The 16,693-nt window shown below is 60.1% G+C and carries 17 protein-coding genes (1 of these 17 running past the window's edge); 12 read left to right on the top strand and 5 right to left on the bottom strand.

Annotation, left to right across the window (positions count from 1 at the left end):
• Nucleotides 1–8: 8 nt before the first annotated feature.
• From PSH90_RS22370 to PSH90_RS22360, 3 genes are read left to right on the top strand one after another with little or no spacing between them, the layout of a single operon-like run.
• Complete coding sequence (locus PSH90_RS22370) at nt 9–992, top strand: iron ABC transporter permease (protein ID WP_305383146.1); 984 nt, start codon at nt 9–11, stop codon at nt 990–992.
• The gene (locus PSH90_RS22365; protein ID WP_305381538.1) at nt 992–1,759 is read left to right on the top strand and encodes a heme ABC transporter ATP-binding protein; all 768 of its coding nucleotides are present in this window, start codon (nt 992–994) and stop codon (nt 1,757–1,759) included. Before PSH90_RS22370 ends, PSH90_RS22365 begins: the two co-directional genes overlap by 1 nt.
• A gap of 19 nt (nt 1,760–1,778) precedes the next feature.
• Complete coding sequence (locus PSH90_RS22360; protein ID WP_305381537.1) at nt 1,779–2,627, top strand: ChaN family lipoprotein; 849 nt, start codon at nt 1,779–1,781, stop codon at nt 2,625–2,627.
• A gap of 232 nt (nt 2,628–2,859) precedes the next feature.
• On the opposite strand, the gene PSH90_RS22355 is transcribed toward PSH90_RS22360, so the two are convergent.
• From PSH90_RS22355 to PSH90_RS22340, 4 genes are all read right to left on the bottom strand, one after another.
• Complete coding sequence (locus PSH90_RS22355; RefSeq protein ID WP_252882689.1) at nt 2,860–3,654, bottom strand: Crp/Fnr family transcriptional regulator; 795 nt, start codon at nt 3,652–3,654, stop codon at nt 2,860–2,862.
• A 15-nt stretch (nt 3,655–3,669) separates the two neighbouring features.
• Nucleotides 3,670–3,942 (bottom strand): TfoX/Sxy family protein, encoded by a 273-nt coding sequence (locus tag PSH90_RS22350; RefSeq protein ID WP_016773175.1) that lies wholly within the window; start codon nt 3,940–3,942, stop codon nt 3,670–3,672.
• A 289-nt stretch (nt 3,943–4,231) separates the two neighbouring features.
• The gene (locus PSH90_RS22345) at nt 4,232–4,576 is read right to left on the bottom strand and encodes a pentapeptide repeat-containing protein (RefSeq protein WP_305381534.1); all 345 of its coding nucleotides are present in this window, start codon (nt 4,574–4,576) and stop codon (nt 4,232–4,234) included.
• 91 nt (nt 4,577–4,667) lie between these two features.
• Nucleotides 4,668–6,224: a bifunctional aminoglycoside phosphotransferase/ATP-binding protein gene (locus tag PSH90_RS22340; RefSeq protein WP_056790394.1), complete on the bottom strand. Its 1,557-nt coding sequence runs from the start codon at nt 6,222–6,224 to the stop codon at nt 4,668–4,670.
• Nucleotides 6,225–6,340: 116 nt separating this feature from the next.
• Between PSH90_RS22340 and mrcB the strand changes: the two genes are divergently transcribed.
• From mrcB to PSH90_RS22325, 3 genes are read left to right on the top strand one after another with little or no spacing between them, the layout of a single operon-like run.
• Nucleotides 6,341–8,665, top strand: coding sequence for a penicillin-binding protein 1B (mrcB, locus tag PSH90_RS22335; RefSeq protein WP_056790389.1), 2,325 nt, complete (start codon nt 6,341–6,343; stop codon nt 8,663–8,665).
• Nucleotides 8,666–8,681: 16 nt separating this feature from the next.
• Nucleotides 8,682–9,431, top strand: coding sequence for a M48 family metallopeptidase (locus PSH90_RS22330; protein ID WP_041477844.1), 750 nt, complete (start codon nt 8,682–8,684; stop codon nt 9,429–9,431).
• Nucleotides 9,431–9,766 carry a YqcC family protein gene (locus PSH90_RS22325; RefSeq protein WP_056790386.1) on the top strand — a complete coding sequence of 112 codons (336 nt, stop codon included), beginning with the start codon at nt 9,431–9,433 and terminating at the stop codon, nt 9,764–9,766. The genes PSH90_RS22330 and PSH90_RS22325 overlap by 1 nt, the downstream gene beginning before the upstream one ends.
• 124 nt (nt 9,767–9,890) lie before the next feature.
• Here PSH90_RS22325 and PSH90_RS22320 read toward each other — a convergent pair whose 3' ends face one another.
• Nucleotides 9,891–10,307: a DUF4124 domain-containing protein gene (locus tag PSH90_RS22320; protein ID WP_150638534.1), complete on the bottom strand. Its 417-nt coding sequence runs from the start codon at nt 10,305–10,307 to the stop codon at nt 9,891–9,893.
• Between the two features lie 399 nt (nt 10,308–10,706).
• Here PSH90_RS22320 and PSH90_RS22315 point away from each other — a divergent pair, with 399 nt between their 5' ends.
• The 6 genes from PSH90_RS22315 to msrQ all read left to right on the top strand — a co-directional run.
• The gene (locus PSH90_RS22315) at nt 10,707–12,431 is read left to right on the top strand and encodes an acetolactate synthase 3 large subunit (RefSeq protein WP_039761986.1); all 1,725 of its coding nucleotides are present in this window, start codon (nt 10,707–10,709) and stop codon (nt 12,429–12,431) included.
• A 2-nt stretch (nt 12,432–12,433) separates the two neighbouring features.
• A complete protein-coding gene (gene ilvN, locus PSH90_RS22310; protein ID WP_003176102.1) occupies nt 12,434–12,925 on the top strand; it encodes an acetolactate synthase small subunit in 492 nt (163 codons plus the stop codon).
• 46 nt (nt 12,926–12,971) lie between these two features.
• A complete protein-coding gene (gene ilvC, locus PSH90_RS22305) occupies nt 12,972–13,988 on the top strand; it encodes a ketol-acid reductoisomerase (RefSeq protein ID WP_003228216.1) in 1,017 nt (338 codons plus the stop codon).
• A gap of 148 nt (nt 13,989–14,136) precedes the next feature.
• Nucleotides 14,137–14,994: a CDP-diacylglycerol--serine O-phosphatidyltransferase gene (gene pssA / locus PSH90_RS22300; RefSeq protein WP_016773182.1), complete on the top strand. Its 858-nt coding sequence runs from the start codon at nt 14,137–14,139 to the stop codon at nt 14,992–14,994.
• Between the two features lie 63 nt (nt 14,995–15,057).
• A complete protein-coding gene (gene msrP, locus PSH90_RS22295) occupies nt 15,058–16,071 on the top strand; it encodes a protein-methionine-sulfoxide reductase catalytic subunit MsrP (protein WP_024014317.1) in 1,014 nt (337 codons plus the stop codon).
• Nucleotides 16,071–16,693, top strand: the 5' portion of a protein-coding gene (gene msrQ, locus PSH90_RS22290; protein WP_305381533.1) for a protein-methionine-sulfoxide reductase heme-binding subunit MsrQ. It continues 1 nt past the right edge of the window; the window shows 623 of its 624 coding nt (coding positions 1–623); the start codon lies at nt 16,071–16,073; its stop codon straddles the right edge of the window (only 2 of its three bases are visible, at nt 16,692–16,693). The genes msrP and msrQ overlap by 1 nt, the downstream gene beginning before the upstream one ends.

Raw genomic sequence — 16,693 nt, 5'->3', positions numbered from 1 at the left:
TGCTGTGTTTGCTGGCGATCTGGCTGTCGCTGGCATTGGGGCCGGTGAGCCTGCCGTTGTTCGATACCCTGCGCGCGGCGCTGCGTCTGATCGGCGTGCCGCTGGCGCCGGAAGGTCTGGAGCAGGCCGAGCTGATTCTCGGCCAGATCCGCCTGCCGCGAACCTTGCTCGGCTTGGCGGTCGGTGGCGTGCTGGCGCTGTCCGGCGTGGCGATGCAGGGTCTGTTTCGTAATCCGCTGGCGGACCCGGGACTGGTCGGGGTGTCCAGTGGCGCGGCACTTGGCGCGGCGATTGCGATTGTCGGCGGCTCGTTCTTTGGCGGCCTGCCGGAGTGGTTCGGGCCGTATCTGTTGTCGGTGTGCGCGTTTCTTGGCGGGCTCGGGGTGACGGCGCTGGTCTATCGGCTGGGCAGGCGCAACGGTCAGACCCACGTGGCGACCATGTTGCTGGCCGGTATCGCGCTGACGGCGCTGGCCAGTTCGGCGGTCGGTCTGTTCACTTACCTGGCCGATGACGCCACGCTGCGCACCCTGACATTCTGGAACCTGGGCAGCCTCAACGGCGCCAGTTACGCGCGGCTGTGGCCACTGCTGATCATCACCATCGGCGTGGCGCTGTGGTTGCCGCGTCGGGCCAAGGCATTGAATGCCTTGTTGCTCGGTGAATCCGAGGCCGGTCATCTGGGCATCGATGTCGAACGGCTCAAGCGCGAACTGGTGTTCTGCACCGCGCTGGGTGTCGGCGCGGCGGTGGCCGCTGCGGGCATGATCGGTTTTGTCGGGCTGGTGGTGCCGCATCTGGTGCGCCTGCTGGCCGGCCCCGATCACAAAGTGCTATTGCCAGCCTCGGTGCTGGCCGGTGCAAGCCTGTTATTGCTCGCCGATTTGGTGGCGCGCTTGTCGCTGGCGCCGGCGGAGTTGCCGATCGGCATTGTCACCGCGTTTATCGGCGCGCCGTTCTTCCTTTATCTGCTGCTGCGAGGGCGTGCCTGATGTTGTCCGCGCACGATCTGCATGTCCGCCGTGGCCGCAAAGCGGTGCTCAGTGGGGTTACGCTCGGGCTCGAACCCGGCGAGGTGCTTGGGGTGCTGGGGCCGAACGGCGCCGGGAAAAGCACGTTACTTGGCGCCTTGTGCGGGGAGTTGCTCGCCAGTGACGGCAACGTTTCGCTCGATGGTCAGGCATTGAGCTATTGGAGCGGAACACAGCGGGCACAACGACTGGCGGTGTTGCCGCAGGTGTCGACGCTGGATTTTGCCTTCGCCGTCGAAGAGGTCGTCGGCATGGGCCGTTTGCCGTACCAGACCGGGCGCGTACGTGATGACGAAATCGTCGCGGCAGCGCTGGCCGCCGCCGATGCCGGTCACTTGGGTGGGCGCAGCTATCTGGCATTGTCCGGTGGCGAGCGTCAGCGCGTGCATCTGGCGCGGGTGCTGGCGCAACTCTGGCCGGGTCAGGCCGGGCAAACCTTGTTGCTCGACGAACCGACATCGATGCTCGATCCGCTGCATCAGCACACCACCCTGCAGGCGGTGCGCGAGTTCGCCGATCGCGGCGCGGCGGTACTGGTGATCCTGCATGATCTGAATCTTGCGGCGCGCTATTGTGATCGCGTGCTGTTGCTGGAGGAGGGGCGCCCGGTTGCGCTGGATACCCCGCAGCAGGTGCTGCGTCCGGATACGCTCAGAGCGGTGTTCGGCCTGGAGGTTTTGGTGCAACCGCACCCGGAGCGTGGGCATCCGCTGATCATCGCCCGCTGATCAATCATCGAGGTGTCGCATGCGTGGATTGTGGTTGTTGGCACTGGTGTTGCTCGCGGGGTGTCAGCACGTGGTGGCTCCACCGGTGGGCGGCGATATCCGCGATCTGCGCAGCGGCGAGATGCTCACCGCGCAGCAACTGCTGGTGCGTCTCGCTGAACCTGAGCGTTTGATCATCGGTGAGCAGCACGACAATGCCGATCATCATGCTGCGCAATTGTGGCTGTTGCAGTCGCTGGGCGAGCGCCGGGTGCAAGGCAGTCTGCTGCTGGAAATGCTCACGCCGGATCAACAAGCGAAAGTCGATGCGCTGCGCCAGTCGAAGTCCGTCGCGGCTGATTTGCCTGCGGCATTGGCCTGGCAGGAGGGCTGGGACTGGAATCTTTACGGGCCGATCGTGCGCTTCGCTCTGACACAGCCATATCCGCTGCTGGCGGCCAATCTCGATGACAGCGAAATCCGTGCGTTTTACCGAAATCCACCTGCGCTGAACGGTCCTCGCAGTAATGCGTTGTCCGTGCAGAACACGTTGCTTGGACAAGTCAGTGAATCTCACTGCGGCTTGCTGCCCGAATCACAGATGCCGGCGATGCTGGCGATTCAGCAACAGCGTGATCGACGCATGGCCGAACGCATGCTGGCGGCGCCAATGCCTTCGATCCTGCTGGCCGGTGCCTGGCATGCGCGCAAGGATGTCGGCGTGCCGCTGCATTTGCTGGATCTTGGCGCTGACAAGCCACCGATCGTATTGATGCTGGCCGAGCAGGGCGCTGCGGTAACGGCGGCGATGGCCGATTACGTCTGGTACACGCCGGCCACACCGAAGCCGGATTACTGCGAGCAGATGCGTCAGCAATTCGCCAAATGACTTTTCGGCAGGCAAAAAAAGACCCGGTAAAAACCGGGTCAAATAACCGTGATTAGCCTGATGAGGAGATAATCTGAGAGTCCGAACCAAGGGCTTTTCAGAATATCGACTGATCTCGCGACCAGTTGTGATAATCATAGCGATTCTCATTACCGAGTCAACCGCTGTTTTTGCCAATCTGTAATTTAGTTTTGCGAGTGGTGGTGAGGCCCTGTGAATAAAGGGCTATGCGCTAGGTGCGCTGCGTCGTCAACTGCGTGATCTGGCGATTCAACTGTCCGATGCGTCGAGCCATACCCTCAATCAGGCCATGGGCGATCTTCGGATTGCTGCGAGTCATGCTCAAAAATTGATCACCGGGAATCAACATCACCGTGCTCGGCTCGGACGTCACCACCGAAGCGTTGCGCGGCTCGCCGGTAAACAACGCCATGGCGCCGAAAATCTCGTCCTTCGGCACGTCACCGACCTTGTGCCCGTCAACAAATGCCTCGGCGTGCCCGTCGATGATCACGAAGACATGATCCGCTGCATCGCCCTGTTGGATCAGCACGGCGCCGGCCTCGACCCGTTTGAAGCCGTTGGTGCTGCGGAACTCCCGGGGTTTCAACTCGGCCACAGCGTGGGCGAGCAGCGCCATTTGCCCGAGCAGATAGCTCAGAAGCTGCTCGGCTCGATCAGGGTCGGCATACAAATGCTGCAAAACCTCTGCGCGACCGTAGGGCAGCAGGCGCACAGTGCTGTCGCTGCATACGCGACAGTCGCTCCATTGCTCGCCACGTTGCAGACCGAGCAGATCACCTTCCTGCCAATAGAACAGAGGGCGGCCCGCGATGCAGCCATGCACAACGCCCTCGCTCAGCAAAAACAGCTGATCGTCCGGCAACTGCGCAAACAAATCATCCGTGGCCTCCAGTTCGACAACAGTCGCGCATGGCGATAAATCCTGTAGCCACTGCCCGGGAAGACTCTGCAAGCGATTGATCAATGCGTCGGCGTGCGCCGACTGTTCCCCCAGCAAATACATGGCGTCAGCGCCTGTTCAGTTTTTATGGCGCGCGGAAATGGCTTCGAGCTGCTTGTTCAAGGCGTCCTTGCGCTCGGCAGGGATGTCGTTCCAGTGCACGTCCATCAACGCCCCTTCGATCGCATACAACAACACCTTTGAAGCGCGAAAGCCTCGAGTACGCACGGCCCGGTAGGCATCCACTGCACCGAGGCGACGCAAGTCCGAGGCGCTGTGGATGCCCACGGCATGCAGCCATTGCGCCGATGTCTTGCCAAGATTTTTCAGGTGTTGCAGTTCATCATTCATCAAGCCTCCTTGCGACGGCCGAATGGTGCGTGGGCGAGCTTCTCAGCAGTGTAGCCATCAGTAGGAAAAGCGTGGTTGTTTGGTCGGATTCGACGCAAAAGCTTCTAAGAAAGGGGGGTAAAGGACCTGCGAACGCAGAGGGAAGGGAGGTAAACGATTATCAATGTGGGAGCGAGCCTGCTCGCGAAGAGGGCGTATCAGACACAATCAATATCGACTGACACTACGCCGTCGCGAGCAGGCTCGCTCCCATAGGGGCAAGGCGTGGTGTCAGGAAGATTTCCGGATGTCAGCGAGTGCGATAGCGCAACCGTGTACCGAAATTCATCGACATCAGGATCTCGTCGGCACTCAGCTCCGGCGGGAAGTACGCACCGGAAATCTGTGCATGGGCCAGGCTGGCGCCTTCGAGCGAAGCCTTGCGGAAATCGATGCCGCGCAAATCGGCGGAGCGGAAATACGCATCGCGGAAATCCACGTTATCGGCGTTCAGTTCGCGCAGGTCGAGGCCCCGGAAATCGCCGCCGACCATGTCGATGGGGCCATCCTGTGGGCGTTCCTTGTTGAAGCCTGCAACGTCGTCTTTGTGCAGCAGGGCGTAAAGCGGAGTGTCGAGCAGTTTAGGCTGGCTCATGTCAGATCACCTGTTGGTTTTATGACGCCAGTATAGTGCCACTATTTGCCGGCCGTGAAGCGAGCGAGGGCTTCACGGCCGAAATAGTTTTTTACAGGCCCGGCAGGCGCTGACGGATCTGCGCGACCACGGTGTCCAGCGTGCCGGATTCATTGGTCTGCACGCGTTTGCTGCGCAGAATCTCCTCCGGGGTCAGCGCTTCGCGGTTGGCCTGCTGCGCTTCGATCACTGCCAGGGTGGCGTCGGACGGATCCTTCTGATCGGCCTGGCGCATCGCCAGCCAGCTCTCGATTACCGCTTGCGGGGCGTTGCAGTCGAGGATCAGGAACGGCGTGCCGGTGGCTTCGGCAATCTTCGCCGCGTTATCGCGCTGCTCGCGTTTGAGATAGGTCGCGTCGATCACTACCGGGAACCCGGCGTGCAAAATCACCTCGGCGATTTCATGCAGACGTGCGTAGGTCGCGGTGCTGGCGTCGGCACTGTAAATGCCGGCCTGCACATCGTTGGCGACGGTCTGCTCGCCAAACAGGCGCTTGCGTTCGACATCGGAACGCAGGCGAATCGCGCCCAGCGCTTCGACCAGGCGCATGGCCACATGGCTCTTGCCGACGGCGGAAACACCGTGGGTAATGGCCATGAAGCGCGAAGGAATGGTGCTGTAGCTTTCCGCCAGGTTGGCGTAGTTGCGGTACTGGCGCAGGGTGGTGGCGCGCTGCACCGCAGTCGCGTCCGCCGGCATGCTGAACAATGCCACCTTGGCCCGCACCAGCGCGCGGTAGGCTTTATAGAAGTTCAGCACTTCCAGGCCCTCATAGTCGCCGGTCAGTTCCAGATACTGGCTGATGAGGCGACGCGCCAACGATTTCAGGCCACGGTCTTCCAGGTCCATGGCGAGGAAGCCGGTGTCGGCCCAGACATCAGTGAAACGGAATGGCTCGTTGAACTCGATGCAGTCGAAGATCACCACATTGCCGTCGATGACCGTGGCGTTGCCCAGGTGAATGTCGCCGTGGCATTCACGGGTGAAACCTTGTGTCTTGCGCTGGGCGAACAGGGGCTTGAGGCGCTCGAAGCTGCTTTCGGCCCAGGCTTTCAATGCCTCAAGTTGCAGCAAGTCGTTCTTGTCGCTGAGGAACGGCAGGATCTGCTCGAAATTTTGCGCGACCGGCGCCATCACGCTGTCCGGTGTACCGGCGTCGTGTTCGGCCGGGACTTTCGGGGCGTTGAGATGGAAATGGGCGATCTGCTCGGCCAACGCGTCGATGTGCTGAGTGGTCAGTTCGCCATTGGCTTGCAGGGTGCTGAGCAAGCCGCTCTGCGGGAACTGGCGCATTTTCAGCACGTATTCGATAGCCGGGCCGTCGCCGCCCAGTTGCGGTGCCTCGACGCTGCCGGTGACCGGCAACACGTCCAGATACAAATCATCGGTCAGACGCTGGTTCAGCCGCAGCTCTTCAGCGCAGAAATGCGCACGTGCGTCGAGGCTGGTGAAGTCGAGGAAGCCGAAATTCACCGGCTTCTTCACTTTATAGGCAAAGGGCCCGGTGAGAATCACCCACGAGATGTGGGTTTCGATGACCTGAAACCCTTCGACGGGATGCGGGTAGAGGGCCGGGTTTTGCAGGGCAGCGATCAGGGACTGGCTCACGGGCGATCCTTCAGAGGCGGGGGAATTCGAGGCGGCCATTATGGCTGCTTGCCCGCCTGACGCAAACCTCCGCGCGTGCCTGTTGAGGATCGATAAAGTGCGTATAATCCGCCGCCATGACTCGATCCCGATCCCCCCGTACCAAGAAAAAACCACCAGCCAAGGGCCTCAGCCCATGGTTGAGCTGGGCCATTAAACTCAGCCTGGTCGGCCTTGTAGTGCTGGCCGGCTTTGCCGTTTACCTCGATGCCGTGGTGCAGGAGAAGTTCTCCGGCAAGCGCTGGACCATCCCGGCCAAGGTGTACGCGCGCCCGCTTGAGCTGTTCGTCGGACAGAAGCTCAGCAAGGACGATTTCCTCACCGAACTCGATGCCCTCGGCTATCGCCGCGAAGCCGTGAGCAATGGCCCCGGCGCAGCCGCCGTCAGCGGCAATACGGTTGACCTGAACACTCGTGGCTTCCAGTTCTATGAAGGTCTGGAAAAGCCGCAGCCAGTGCGTGTGCGCTTCTCCGGCGACTACGTCGCCGAACTGTCCTCGACCAACGGTTCGAAACTGTCGGTGGTGCGCCTCGAGCCGCTGATGATCGGCGGCATTTACCCGAAAAATCTCGAAGACCGCATCCTGATCAAACTCGATCAGGTGCCGCCGTACCTGCTCGAAACCCTGATCGCCGTCGAAGACCGCGACTTCTACAGCCACTGGGGCGTGTCGCCGAAATCGATCGCCCGCGCCGTGTGGATCAACACCTCCGGCGGCAAGATGACCCAGGGCGGCAGTACGCTGACCCAGCAGTTGGTGAAGAACTTCTACCTGACCAGCGAACGCAGCCTGACCCGCAAGCTCACCGAAGCGATGATGGCGTTGCTGCTGGAACTGCATTACGACAAGAAGGAAATTCTTGAGGCCTACCTCAACGAAGTCTTCGTCGGTCAGGACGGCCAGCGTGCGGTGCACGGTTTTGGTCTGGCCAGTCAGTTCTTCTTCGGCCAGCCTTTGTCCGAGCTGAAACTGCATCAGGTAGCGCTGCTGGTCGGCATGGTCAAGGGGCCGTCCTACTACAACCCGCGTCGCAACCCGGAGCGCGCGCTGGAGCGGCGCAATCTGGTCCTCGACGTGCTGGCGCAGCAAGGCGTGGCAACCCCCGAACAGGTCGAAGCGGCGAAGAAAATGCCGCTCGGTGTGACGACTCGCGGCAAGCTCGCCGACAGCTCGTTCCCGGGCTTTATCGACCTGGTCAAACGCCAGTTGCGCGAAGACTACCGCGACGAAGACTTGACCGAAGAAGGCCTGCGCATCTTCACCAGTTTCGACCCTATTCTGCAGATGAAAGCCGAAGCCTCGGTCAACGACACGTTCAAGCGTCTGGCCGGGCGCAAGGGCTCGGATGACGTCGAAGCGGCGATGGTCGTGACCAACCCGGAAACCGGTGAAGTCCAGGCGATGATCGGCAGCCGTCAGGCCAGTTACGCCGGTTTCAACCGTGCACTGGATGCGGTACGCCCGATCGGCTCGCTGATCAAACCGGCGGTGTATCTGACCGCGCTGGAGAAACCGAGCCAATACACGTTGACCAGTTGGCTGTCGGACGATCCGCTGTCAGTCAAAGGCGCCAACGGTCAGGTGTGGAAGCCGCAGAACTACGATCGCCGCTCCCACGGTACGGTGTTCCTCTATCAAGGCCTGGCGCATTCCTACAACCTGTCGACCTCGCGCCTGGGCCTAGAAGTCGGCGTGCCGAACGTGCTCAAGACCGTAGGTCGCCTGGGCGTTACCCGTGAATTCCCGGCGTTCCCGTCGATGCTGCTCGGTGCTGGCGGCATGACGCCGATCGAAGTGGCGACCATGTACCAGACGCTGGCCAACGGTGGTTTCAATACGCCGATGCGCGGCATTCGCAGCGTGCTGACCGCCGAGGGCGAGCCGCTCAAGCGTTATCCGTTCCAGATCGAACAGCGCTTCGACCCTGCCTCGATTTACCTGATCCAGAACGCCATGCAGCGGGTGATGCGTGAAGGTACAGGCAGTTCGGTTTATAACGTGCTGCCCAAGACCCTGACACTGGCGGGCAAGACCGGTACCAGTAACGATTCGCGCGACAGCTGGTTTGCCGGTTTCAGTCAGGATCTGCTGGCAGTGGTCTGGCTGGGTCGCGACGACAACGGCAAGACGCCGTTCACCGGGGCGACCGGTGCGCTGCAGGTCTGGACCAGTTTCATGCGCAAGGCCGATCCGCTGCCGCTGGACATGCCGCAGCCGGACAACGTCGTGCAGGCCTGGGTCGATTCGCGCACCGGCCAGGGTTCGGATGCCAACTGCCCCGGCGCGGTACAGATGCCGTATATTCGCGGCAGCGAGCCGCCACCCGGCGCCGCGTGTGCAAGCGAAACACCTGCCTCGCCGGAGTCGGTGATGGACTGGGTCAAGGGCTGGATGAATTAAGCAAAGAGGGTTTCAAGTGAACAAGTGGTTGATTCCAGCGGTGACCGCCGTGGCTTTGCTCAGCGGCTGCTCCACCGTACAGCGTGGTTCGATTCCGGTAGTGGATTCGGGTACGGCCGTGTCCAATAGCGAACGCATCGGCGCCAATGGCGGTTTCCGCCAGACCACGGTCAAGCGCCCGGCGCAGGGCCAGACTCAGGCGATTCCGCAGGGCGATACCGGCGTGGTGGTGATGGTGCCGGGCGGCGGTGCTGCGGTGTCAACACCGATCAGTTCTTCGCCGATCGTCCCGGGGCCTGCATCTGGCGGTATCACGTCGGGGCCGTATAACCCATCGGCGGTTGAGTCGGCGCCGATCAACTCCGGCAGCTACAGCATGCCGTCGACGCCAAGTGGCATTCCTTCGGCCAGCAGCGGTGGCGGGCTGTCGGCGGATGAGCAACTGGACGGTCCGGTACTCGCCTTGCTGACCACCGCGCAACAGCAGCAGGCTGGCGGCGACCTCAACGGTGCCTCTTCCAGCCTGGAGCGGGCGCAACGTGTCGCCCCCCGGGAGCCACAAGTGCTTTACCGTCTGGCGCAGGTGCGCATGGCCCAGGGCGATGCGCCGCAAGCCGAGCAATTTGCCCGTCGCGCGTTGACCATGGCCAACGGTCGTCCGGATCTGCAAGCCAGCCTGTGGGAAATCATCGCTCAATCTCGTGAGAAACAAGGCGATTCCGCCGGCGCCGCGCTGGCCCGTCAGAAGGCCAAGGTTTCCCTGTGATGGACGTGCGTTTCCCGAAAATCGCCGATCAGCTGTTGTTGATTGAACGCGAGCTGCGCACCCAGGGCTGGTGGGATGAGGTTCAGCCGTCGGTCGAAGCCCTGAGCAGTGTCGAGCCGTTCTCGGTCGACACGCTGGACTTCGAGCAATGGCTGCAATGGATCTTCCTGCCGCGCATGAAGATGATCCTCGAACAGGATCTGCCCTTGCCGAACGCCTCGGGCATTCAGGAAATGGCGGAAATGGTCTTCGCCCAGCGCAACCTTGGCGGCAAGGATCGGCAGTTGCAGGTGCTGCTCAAAGAGTTTGACCGGCTGATCACTGCCTCCCGCTGAGCGCGGTTGTGTAGGAGCTTTGTAGGAGCTGCCGAAGGCTGCGATCTTTTGACTTTAGACGAGCAGGATCAAAAGATCGCAGCCTCGTTGCACTCGTCAGCTCCTACAAGTTCCGACGTCGCGATTACGAGCAATTCTCGGCAATCTGCTTCTTCGCTTCGACGATGCGTTCCTGACGCTGTGTATCATCGAGCCTGCGCAAATCCCCCTCGACCTCCTCACGCAAGCGCGGATTGTTCTGCAGTTGCGCCAGGTTCGTGCGTGCCTGTTCGCAAAAGGCCTTGAGCTGCGCCTGCTGCTCGGCGACCTGTTTCTTCACCTTGGCATCAATGGCTTTCTGATCGCCGAGCACGCCGCCGCCCGGCAGCGGCGCGGCTTTCGGCGCGGGTGAGGAGGGCGTTTGCACGGTCGTCGCCGGTTGGCCCTGCGGCGGTTGTGCATCGAAATGCGTGACGCCTTGGGCATCGACCCATTTGTAGATTTGAGCGGCCGAGCACCATGGGCTGAGACCGATCAGCAAAGTGAGGAGGAGCGTTCGCATGCTGATTCCTTGGCAAAAATGCGCAATTGACGCTAACAGAGTAGCGCTTTTCAGGTTTTTTCTTGCGTTCTCATGTGCTTACCCACAATTAACCCCACAGACGACTTGACTTGCAGAGGGCGAAACAGAAGAATCCAAAGTCCGCTGTAGAGGGACTGCCAGAAGCAGACCCACTCGGTAGATCATGAGGCGCACATCCGCGCCGACCTGTTACACCCGCAACGCGTTACCTCGCGCTGGGTGGGAAAGGCCCGCAACACTTGGGACGATCCCAATACTTGCTCAGTCAGTGCTGACGTAGTCGGCGACCACCGTCGCTCATGCTCTGCCGAGAAGTAAACCTATTAAGACCCGCCCCTTTTTTGTGGACGGTATTCTGGCGTTTTAGAGGTGAACAACGTGGAGCTTTTATCTGGCGGTGAGATGCTCGTCCGCTTTTTGCGTGACGAAGGCGTCAAATATATCTACGGGTACCCGGGTGGTGCTCTCCTGCATGTTTACGATGCCCTGTTCAAAGAACCGGAAGTGACCCACATCCTGGTTCGTCACGAACAAGCGGCGACCCATATGGCTGACGGCTACGCCCGTGCCACCGGTAAAGCCGGCGTGGTATTGGTGACATCCGGTCCAGGCGCCACAAACGCCATCACCGGTATCGCCACCGCCTATATGGACTCGATTCCGATGGTGATCATTTCCGGTCAGGTGCCAAGCACCATGGTCGGCACCGACGCGTTCCAGGAAACCGACATGATCGGTATCTCCCGGCCGATCGTGAAGCACAGCTTCATGATCAAGCACGCTTCGGAAATCCCGGAAGTCATGAAGAAGGCCTTCTACCTGGCGCAGTCCGGTCGTCCGGGCCCGGTCGTGGTCGACATCCCGAAAGACATGACCAATCCGGCCGAGAAATTCGAATACGTTTTCCCGAAGAAAGCCAAGCTGCGTTCCTACAGCCCGGCCGTTCGCGGTCACTCCGGGCAGATCCGCAAGGCGGCAGAAATGTTGTTGGCGGCCAAGCGCCCGGTGCTGTACTCCGGCGGCGGCGTGATTCTCGGCAATGGCTCCGCGCAACTGACCGAGCTGGCGAAAATGCTCAACCTGCCGGTGACCAACACCTTGATGGGTCTGGGCGCTTTCCCTGGCACTGACCGTCAGTTCATCGGCATGCTCGGCATGCACGGCAGTTACACCGCGAACCTGGCGATGCACCATGCCGATGTGATCCTCGCCGTCGGCGCACGCTTCGACGATCGGGTGATCAACGGCCCGGCGAAATTCTGCCCGAACGCCAAGATCATCCACATCGACATCGACCCGGCGTCGATCTCCAAGACCATCAAGGCTGACGTGCCAATCGTGGGTCCGGTCGAGAGCGTCCTGACCGAAATGGTCGCGATCCTCAAGGAAATCGGCGAGACCCCGAACAAGGAGTCCGTGGCCAGTTGGTGGAAGCAGGTCGATGAATGGCGTGGCGATCGCGGCCTGTTCCCTTATGAAAAGGGCGACGGCAGCAAGATCAAACCGCAGACCGTGATCGAAACCCTCTGCGAAGTGACCAAGGGCGACGCCTTTGTGACCTCCGACGTGGGTCAGCACCAGATGTTCGCTGCGCAGTACTACACGTTCAACAAGCCGAACCGCTGGATCAACTCCGGTGGTCTGGGCACGATGGGCTTCGGTCTGCCAGCCGCGATGGGCATCAAACTGAGCTTTCCGGACGACGACGTTGCCTGCGTCACCGGCGAAGGCAGTATCCAGATGAACATCCAGGAGCTGTCGACCTGTCTGCAATACGGCTTGCCGGTAAAGATCGTCATCCTCAACAACGGTGTGCTGGGCATGGTTCGCCAGTGGCAGGACATGAGCTACGGCAGCCGTCACTCGCACTCCTACATGGAATCGCTGCCCGACTTCATCAAGCTGGCTGAAGCCTACGGCCACGTTGGCGTACGCATCACCGAATCGAAAGATTTGAAGTCGAAGATGGCCGAAGCGTTCGCCATGAAGGATCGCCTGGTGATCATCGATGTTGCGGTCGACACCAGCGAGCACGTCTACCCGATGCAGATCAAAGACGGCTCCATGCGCGATATGTGGCTGAGCAAGACGGAGCGTACTTAATCATGCGGCACATTATTTCCCTGCTTCTGGAAAACGAACCCGGCGCTCTGTCTCGTGTAGTCGGCCTGTTCTCGCAGCGCAACTACAACATCGAAAGCCTGACCGTGGCGCCGACCGAAGACCCGACCCTGTCGCGTCTGACGCTGACCACCGTGGGTCACGATGAAGTCATCGAGCAGATCACCAAAAACCTGAACAAGCTGATCGAAGTGGTCAAGCTGGTGGACCTGTCGGAAAGCGCTCACATCGAGCGTGAACTGATGCTGGTCAAGGTCAAGGCCACTGGCGCCCAGCGCGCCGAGATCAAACGCACTACCGATATCTACCGTGGGCAGATCGTCGATGTCAGCGCCAGCGTGTATACCGTTCAGTTGACCGGTACCAGCGACAAGCTCGACAGCTTCATTCAGTCCATCGGCACCGCATCGATTCTGGAAACCGTCCGTAGCGGCGTGACCGGCATTGCTCGCGGCGACAAAGTTCTCAGCATCTAAACCAAATTAGCGCATGGCCTGAACGGCCGGATATAAGGGGAAATTCATGAAAGTTTTCTACGATAAAGACTGCGACCTGTCGATCATCCAGGGCAAGAAAGTTGCCATCATCGGTTACGGCTCCCAGGGCCACGCTCAGGCGTGCAACCTCAAAGACTCCGGTGTCGACGTTACCGTCGGTCTGCGTAAAGGTTCGGCCACCGTTGCCAAAGCCGAAGCTCACGGCCTGAAAGTGACCGACGTTGCTTCCGCTGTTGCCGCTGCCGACCTGGTCATGATCCTGACCCCGGACGAGTTCCAGTCCTCGCTGTACAAGAACGAAATCGAGCCGAACATCAAGAAAGGCGCCACCCTGGCCTTCTCCCACGGCTTCGCGATTCACTACAACCAGGTTGTTCCGCGTGCTGACCTCGACGTGATCATGATCGCGCCGAAAGCCCCGGGCCACACCGTGCGTTCCGAGTTCGTCAAAGGCGGCGGTATCCCTGACCTGATCGCGATCTACCAGGACGCCTCGGGCAACGCCAAAAACGTTGCACTGTCCTACGCCGCTGGCGTCGGTGGCGGTCGTACCGGCATCATCGAAACCACCTTCAAGGACGAGACCGAAACCGACCTGTTCGGCGAACAAGCCGTTCTGTGCGGCGGTACCGTTGAACTGGTAAAAGCCGGTTTCGAAACCCTGGTTGAAGCTGGCTACGCGCCGGAAATGGCCTACTTCGAGTGCCTGCACGAACTGAAGCTGATCGTTGACCTCATGTACGAAGGCGGTATCGCCAACATGAACTACTCGATCTCCAACAACGCCGAGTACGGCGAGTACGTGACCGGCCCGGAAGTGATCAACGCCGAATCCCGTCAGGCCATGCGCAACGCCCTGAAACGTATTCAGGACGGCGAATACGCCAAAATGTTCATCAGCGAAGGCGCAACCGGCTACCCTTCGATGACCGCCAAGCGTCGTAACAACGCCGCTCACGGTATCGAAATCATCGGCGAGCAACTGCGCTCCATGATGCCGTGGATCGGTGCCAACAAGATCGTCGACAAAGCCAAAAACTAAGTCGTCGTCCCTTGCACGAAAAACGCGGCCTAGGCCGCGTTTTTTCGTTTGGGCCGGTGCTTCTGGTATAAAGCTGCATCGTTTGTGGCCGAACTGTCGTCCTCAAGCCTCTGTCGAATTTTTTCCAAACCGTTGCAAGGTAATGTCCATGAGCGAACGTCCCGAAGAGCCGAACAAGGCTTCCGACGCCGAAAGCCTGCTGCCCATCGATGAACACATCGAAGAAGGGCACGACGCCGAAGGTCGTAAAGTCCGGCATCGTGGTATCTATCTGCTGCCGAACCTGTTCACCACCGCCAACCTGTTCGCAGGCTTCTATTCCATCATCAACTCGATGAGCGCGCAGGCCGCGTTGAGCGCCGGCGACTCGGTGAATGCGAGCAAGTACTTCGCCTTCGCTGCAATCGCGATTTTCGTCGCGATGGTGCTCGACGGTCTCGATGGTCGCGTAGCGCGCATGACCAATACGCAAAGTGCTTTCGGCGCCGAGTATGACTCGCTGTCGGACATGGTCGCCTTCGGCGTCGCGCCGGCATTGCTGGCCTTCGGCTGGGCGCTGGGAGACATGGGCAAGGTCGGCTGGATGGTCGCCTTCATATATGTAGCGGGTGCGGCGTTGCGTCTGGCGCGTTTCAACACCCAGGTCGGCACGGCGGACAAACGCTACTTCATCGGTCTGGCCAGCCCGGCGGCGGCAGGTGTGGTGGCCGGCATTGTCTGGGCGTTCAGCGATTACGGCATTCAGGGTTCGAAGATGTCGTTCCTGGTGGCGTTGATGGTGGCGGCGGCCGGCATGCTGATGGTCAGCAACATCAAGTACAACAGCTTCAAGGAGCTGGATCTCAAAGGTCGCGTGCCGTTCGTGGCGATCCTGGCGGTGGTGCTGGTATTCGCTGTCGTGTTCAGTGATCCGCCGCGCATTCTGCTGCTGGTGTTCCTCGCCTATGCGGCGTCCGGTCCGGTACAGTATCTATTGCGTCTTCGTCGTCACAAAAACGCCGAGTGATGTAATTTCCCGCATACTCCGCAGTCTATGGGTGCACCTGTCCTCCAAAGCTGCGGAGTTGTCATGTTGATCAAGATCCCCAAAGCATCCGACTGCCATGAGTCGGATGTCACGCCTGAAGCCATTTATCTCTCCCGTCGCCAATTGCTCGGCGCCACTGCTGCCGGTATTGCCGTGAGCAGCCTGCCACGCTGGGCCAGTGCCGCTGATGCCCCTCGCTACTCTGATGTTGAATCCGGCAAGGCTCCGGCCTGGTTTGCCGAAAAGCTTCCTTCTACTCAATGGGGTGCGGTCAACGTCAAGGACGAGGCGATCACGCCTTATAAAGACGCCACGAACTACAACAACTTTTATGAATTCGGTACAGGCAAGGGCGATCCCGCGAGGAACGCTGGCGACCTGAAAACCGAACCCTGGAGCGTGGTGATTGACGGGGAGGTGGGTAAGCCGGGGCGTTATGCGCTGGAAGACTTCATGAAACCGTATCAACTGGAGGAACGTATTTATCGTCTGCGCTGCGTCGAGGCGTGGTCGATGGTCATTCCCTGGATCGGCTTTCCCATCTCGGCCTTGCTCAAGCAGGTCGAGCCGACTTCCAAGGCCAAGTACATCCGCTTTGAAACCCTGCAGGATCCCAAGAGCATGCCCGGCCAGCGCTCCGGTTTTGCCTTGATCGACTGGCCGTACGTCGAAGGCTTGCGTCTGGATGAGGCGATGAATCCTTTGGCGATTCTGGCGGTGGGCATGTATGGACGCGAACTGCCGAACCAGAACGGCGCGCCTTTGCGTCTGGTGGTGCCGTGGAAGTACGGCTTCAAAAGCGTGAAATCCATTGTGCGCATCAGTCTGGTCAGCGAGCAGCCGAAGACCACCTGGCAAAGCATTGCTGCCGATGAATATGGCTTCTACGCGAATGTGAATCCGACGGTTGATCATCCGCGCTGGACCCAAGCCCGCGAGCGGCGCTTGCCGAACAGCCTGTTCAAACCGAATGTGCGCGATACCCAGATGTTCAACGGCTACTCGGATGAAGTCGCTTCTTTATATACAGGGCTCGATCTGCGGAAGAACTACTGATGCGTTATCCGTTCTGGCGAGTGGGCGTGTTCATTGCGGCAGCGATCTGGCCATTGCTGTGGTTCTATCAGGCGTTCGCCGATCTGCTCGGGCCTGACCCGGGCAAGGTGCTGGTTGATCGTCTCGGGCTTGGCACGCTGGTGTTGCTGTTGATTACGCTGAGCATGACGCCGTTGCAAAAGCTGAGCGGCTGGGCGGGGTGGATTGCAGTGCGCAGGCTGTTAGGGCTTTGGTGTTTTGCTTATGTGACGCTGCATCTGTTCAGCTATATGGCGTTTATCCTCGGGTTTGACTGGTCACAGTTGGGCGTCGAGCTACGCAAGCGGCCTTACATCATTGTCGGTGCACTCGGCTTTCTCGGATTGCTGATACTGGCAGTGACGTCGAATCGTTATAGTCAGCGTCGTTTGGGTGCTCGCTGGAAGAAGCTGCATCGCTTGGTTTACGTGATACTTGGGCTGGGTTTGCTGCATATGCTCTGGATCGTGCGGGCCGATCTAGAGGAGTGGGCGATTTATGCCTTTATAGGCGCTGTGCTCTTGCTGCTTCGTGTGCCGCCGGTGATGAGGCGAATCCCGCGTTTAATGGCTAAAAAGCAGAATCTGCAAGAAAAGCGAAATTA

It is taken from the genome of Pseudomonas sp. FP1762 (assembly GCF_030687105.1).
Lineage (GTDB): Bacteria > Pseudomonadota > Gammaproteobacteria > Pseudomonadales > Pseudomonadaceae > Aquipseudomonas > Aquipseudomonas siliginis.
The sequence above is the reverse complement of the archived record's forward strand: the minus strand, read 5'-3'. Positions and strand labels throughout refer to the sequence as shown.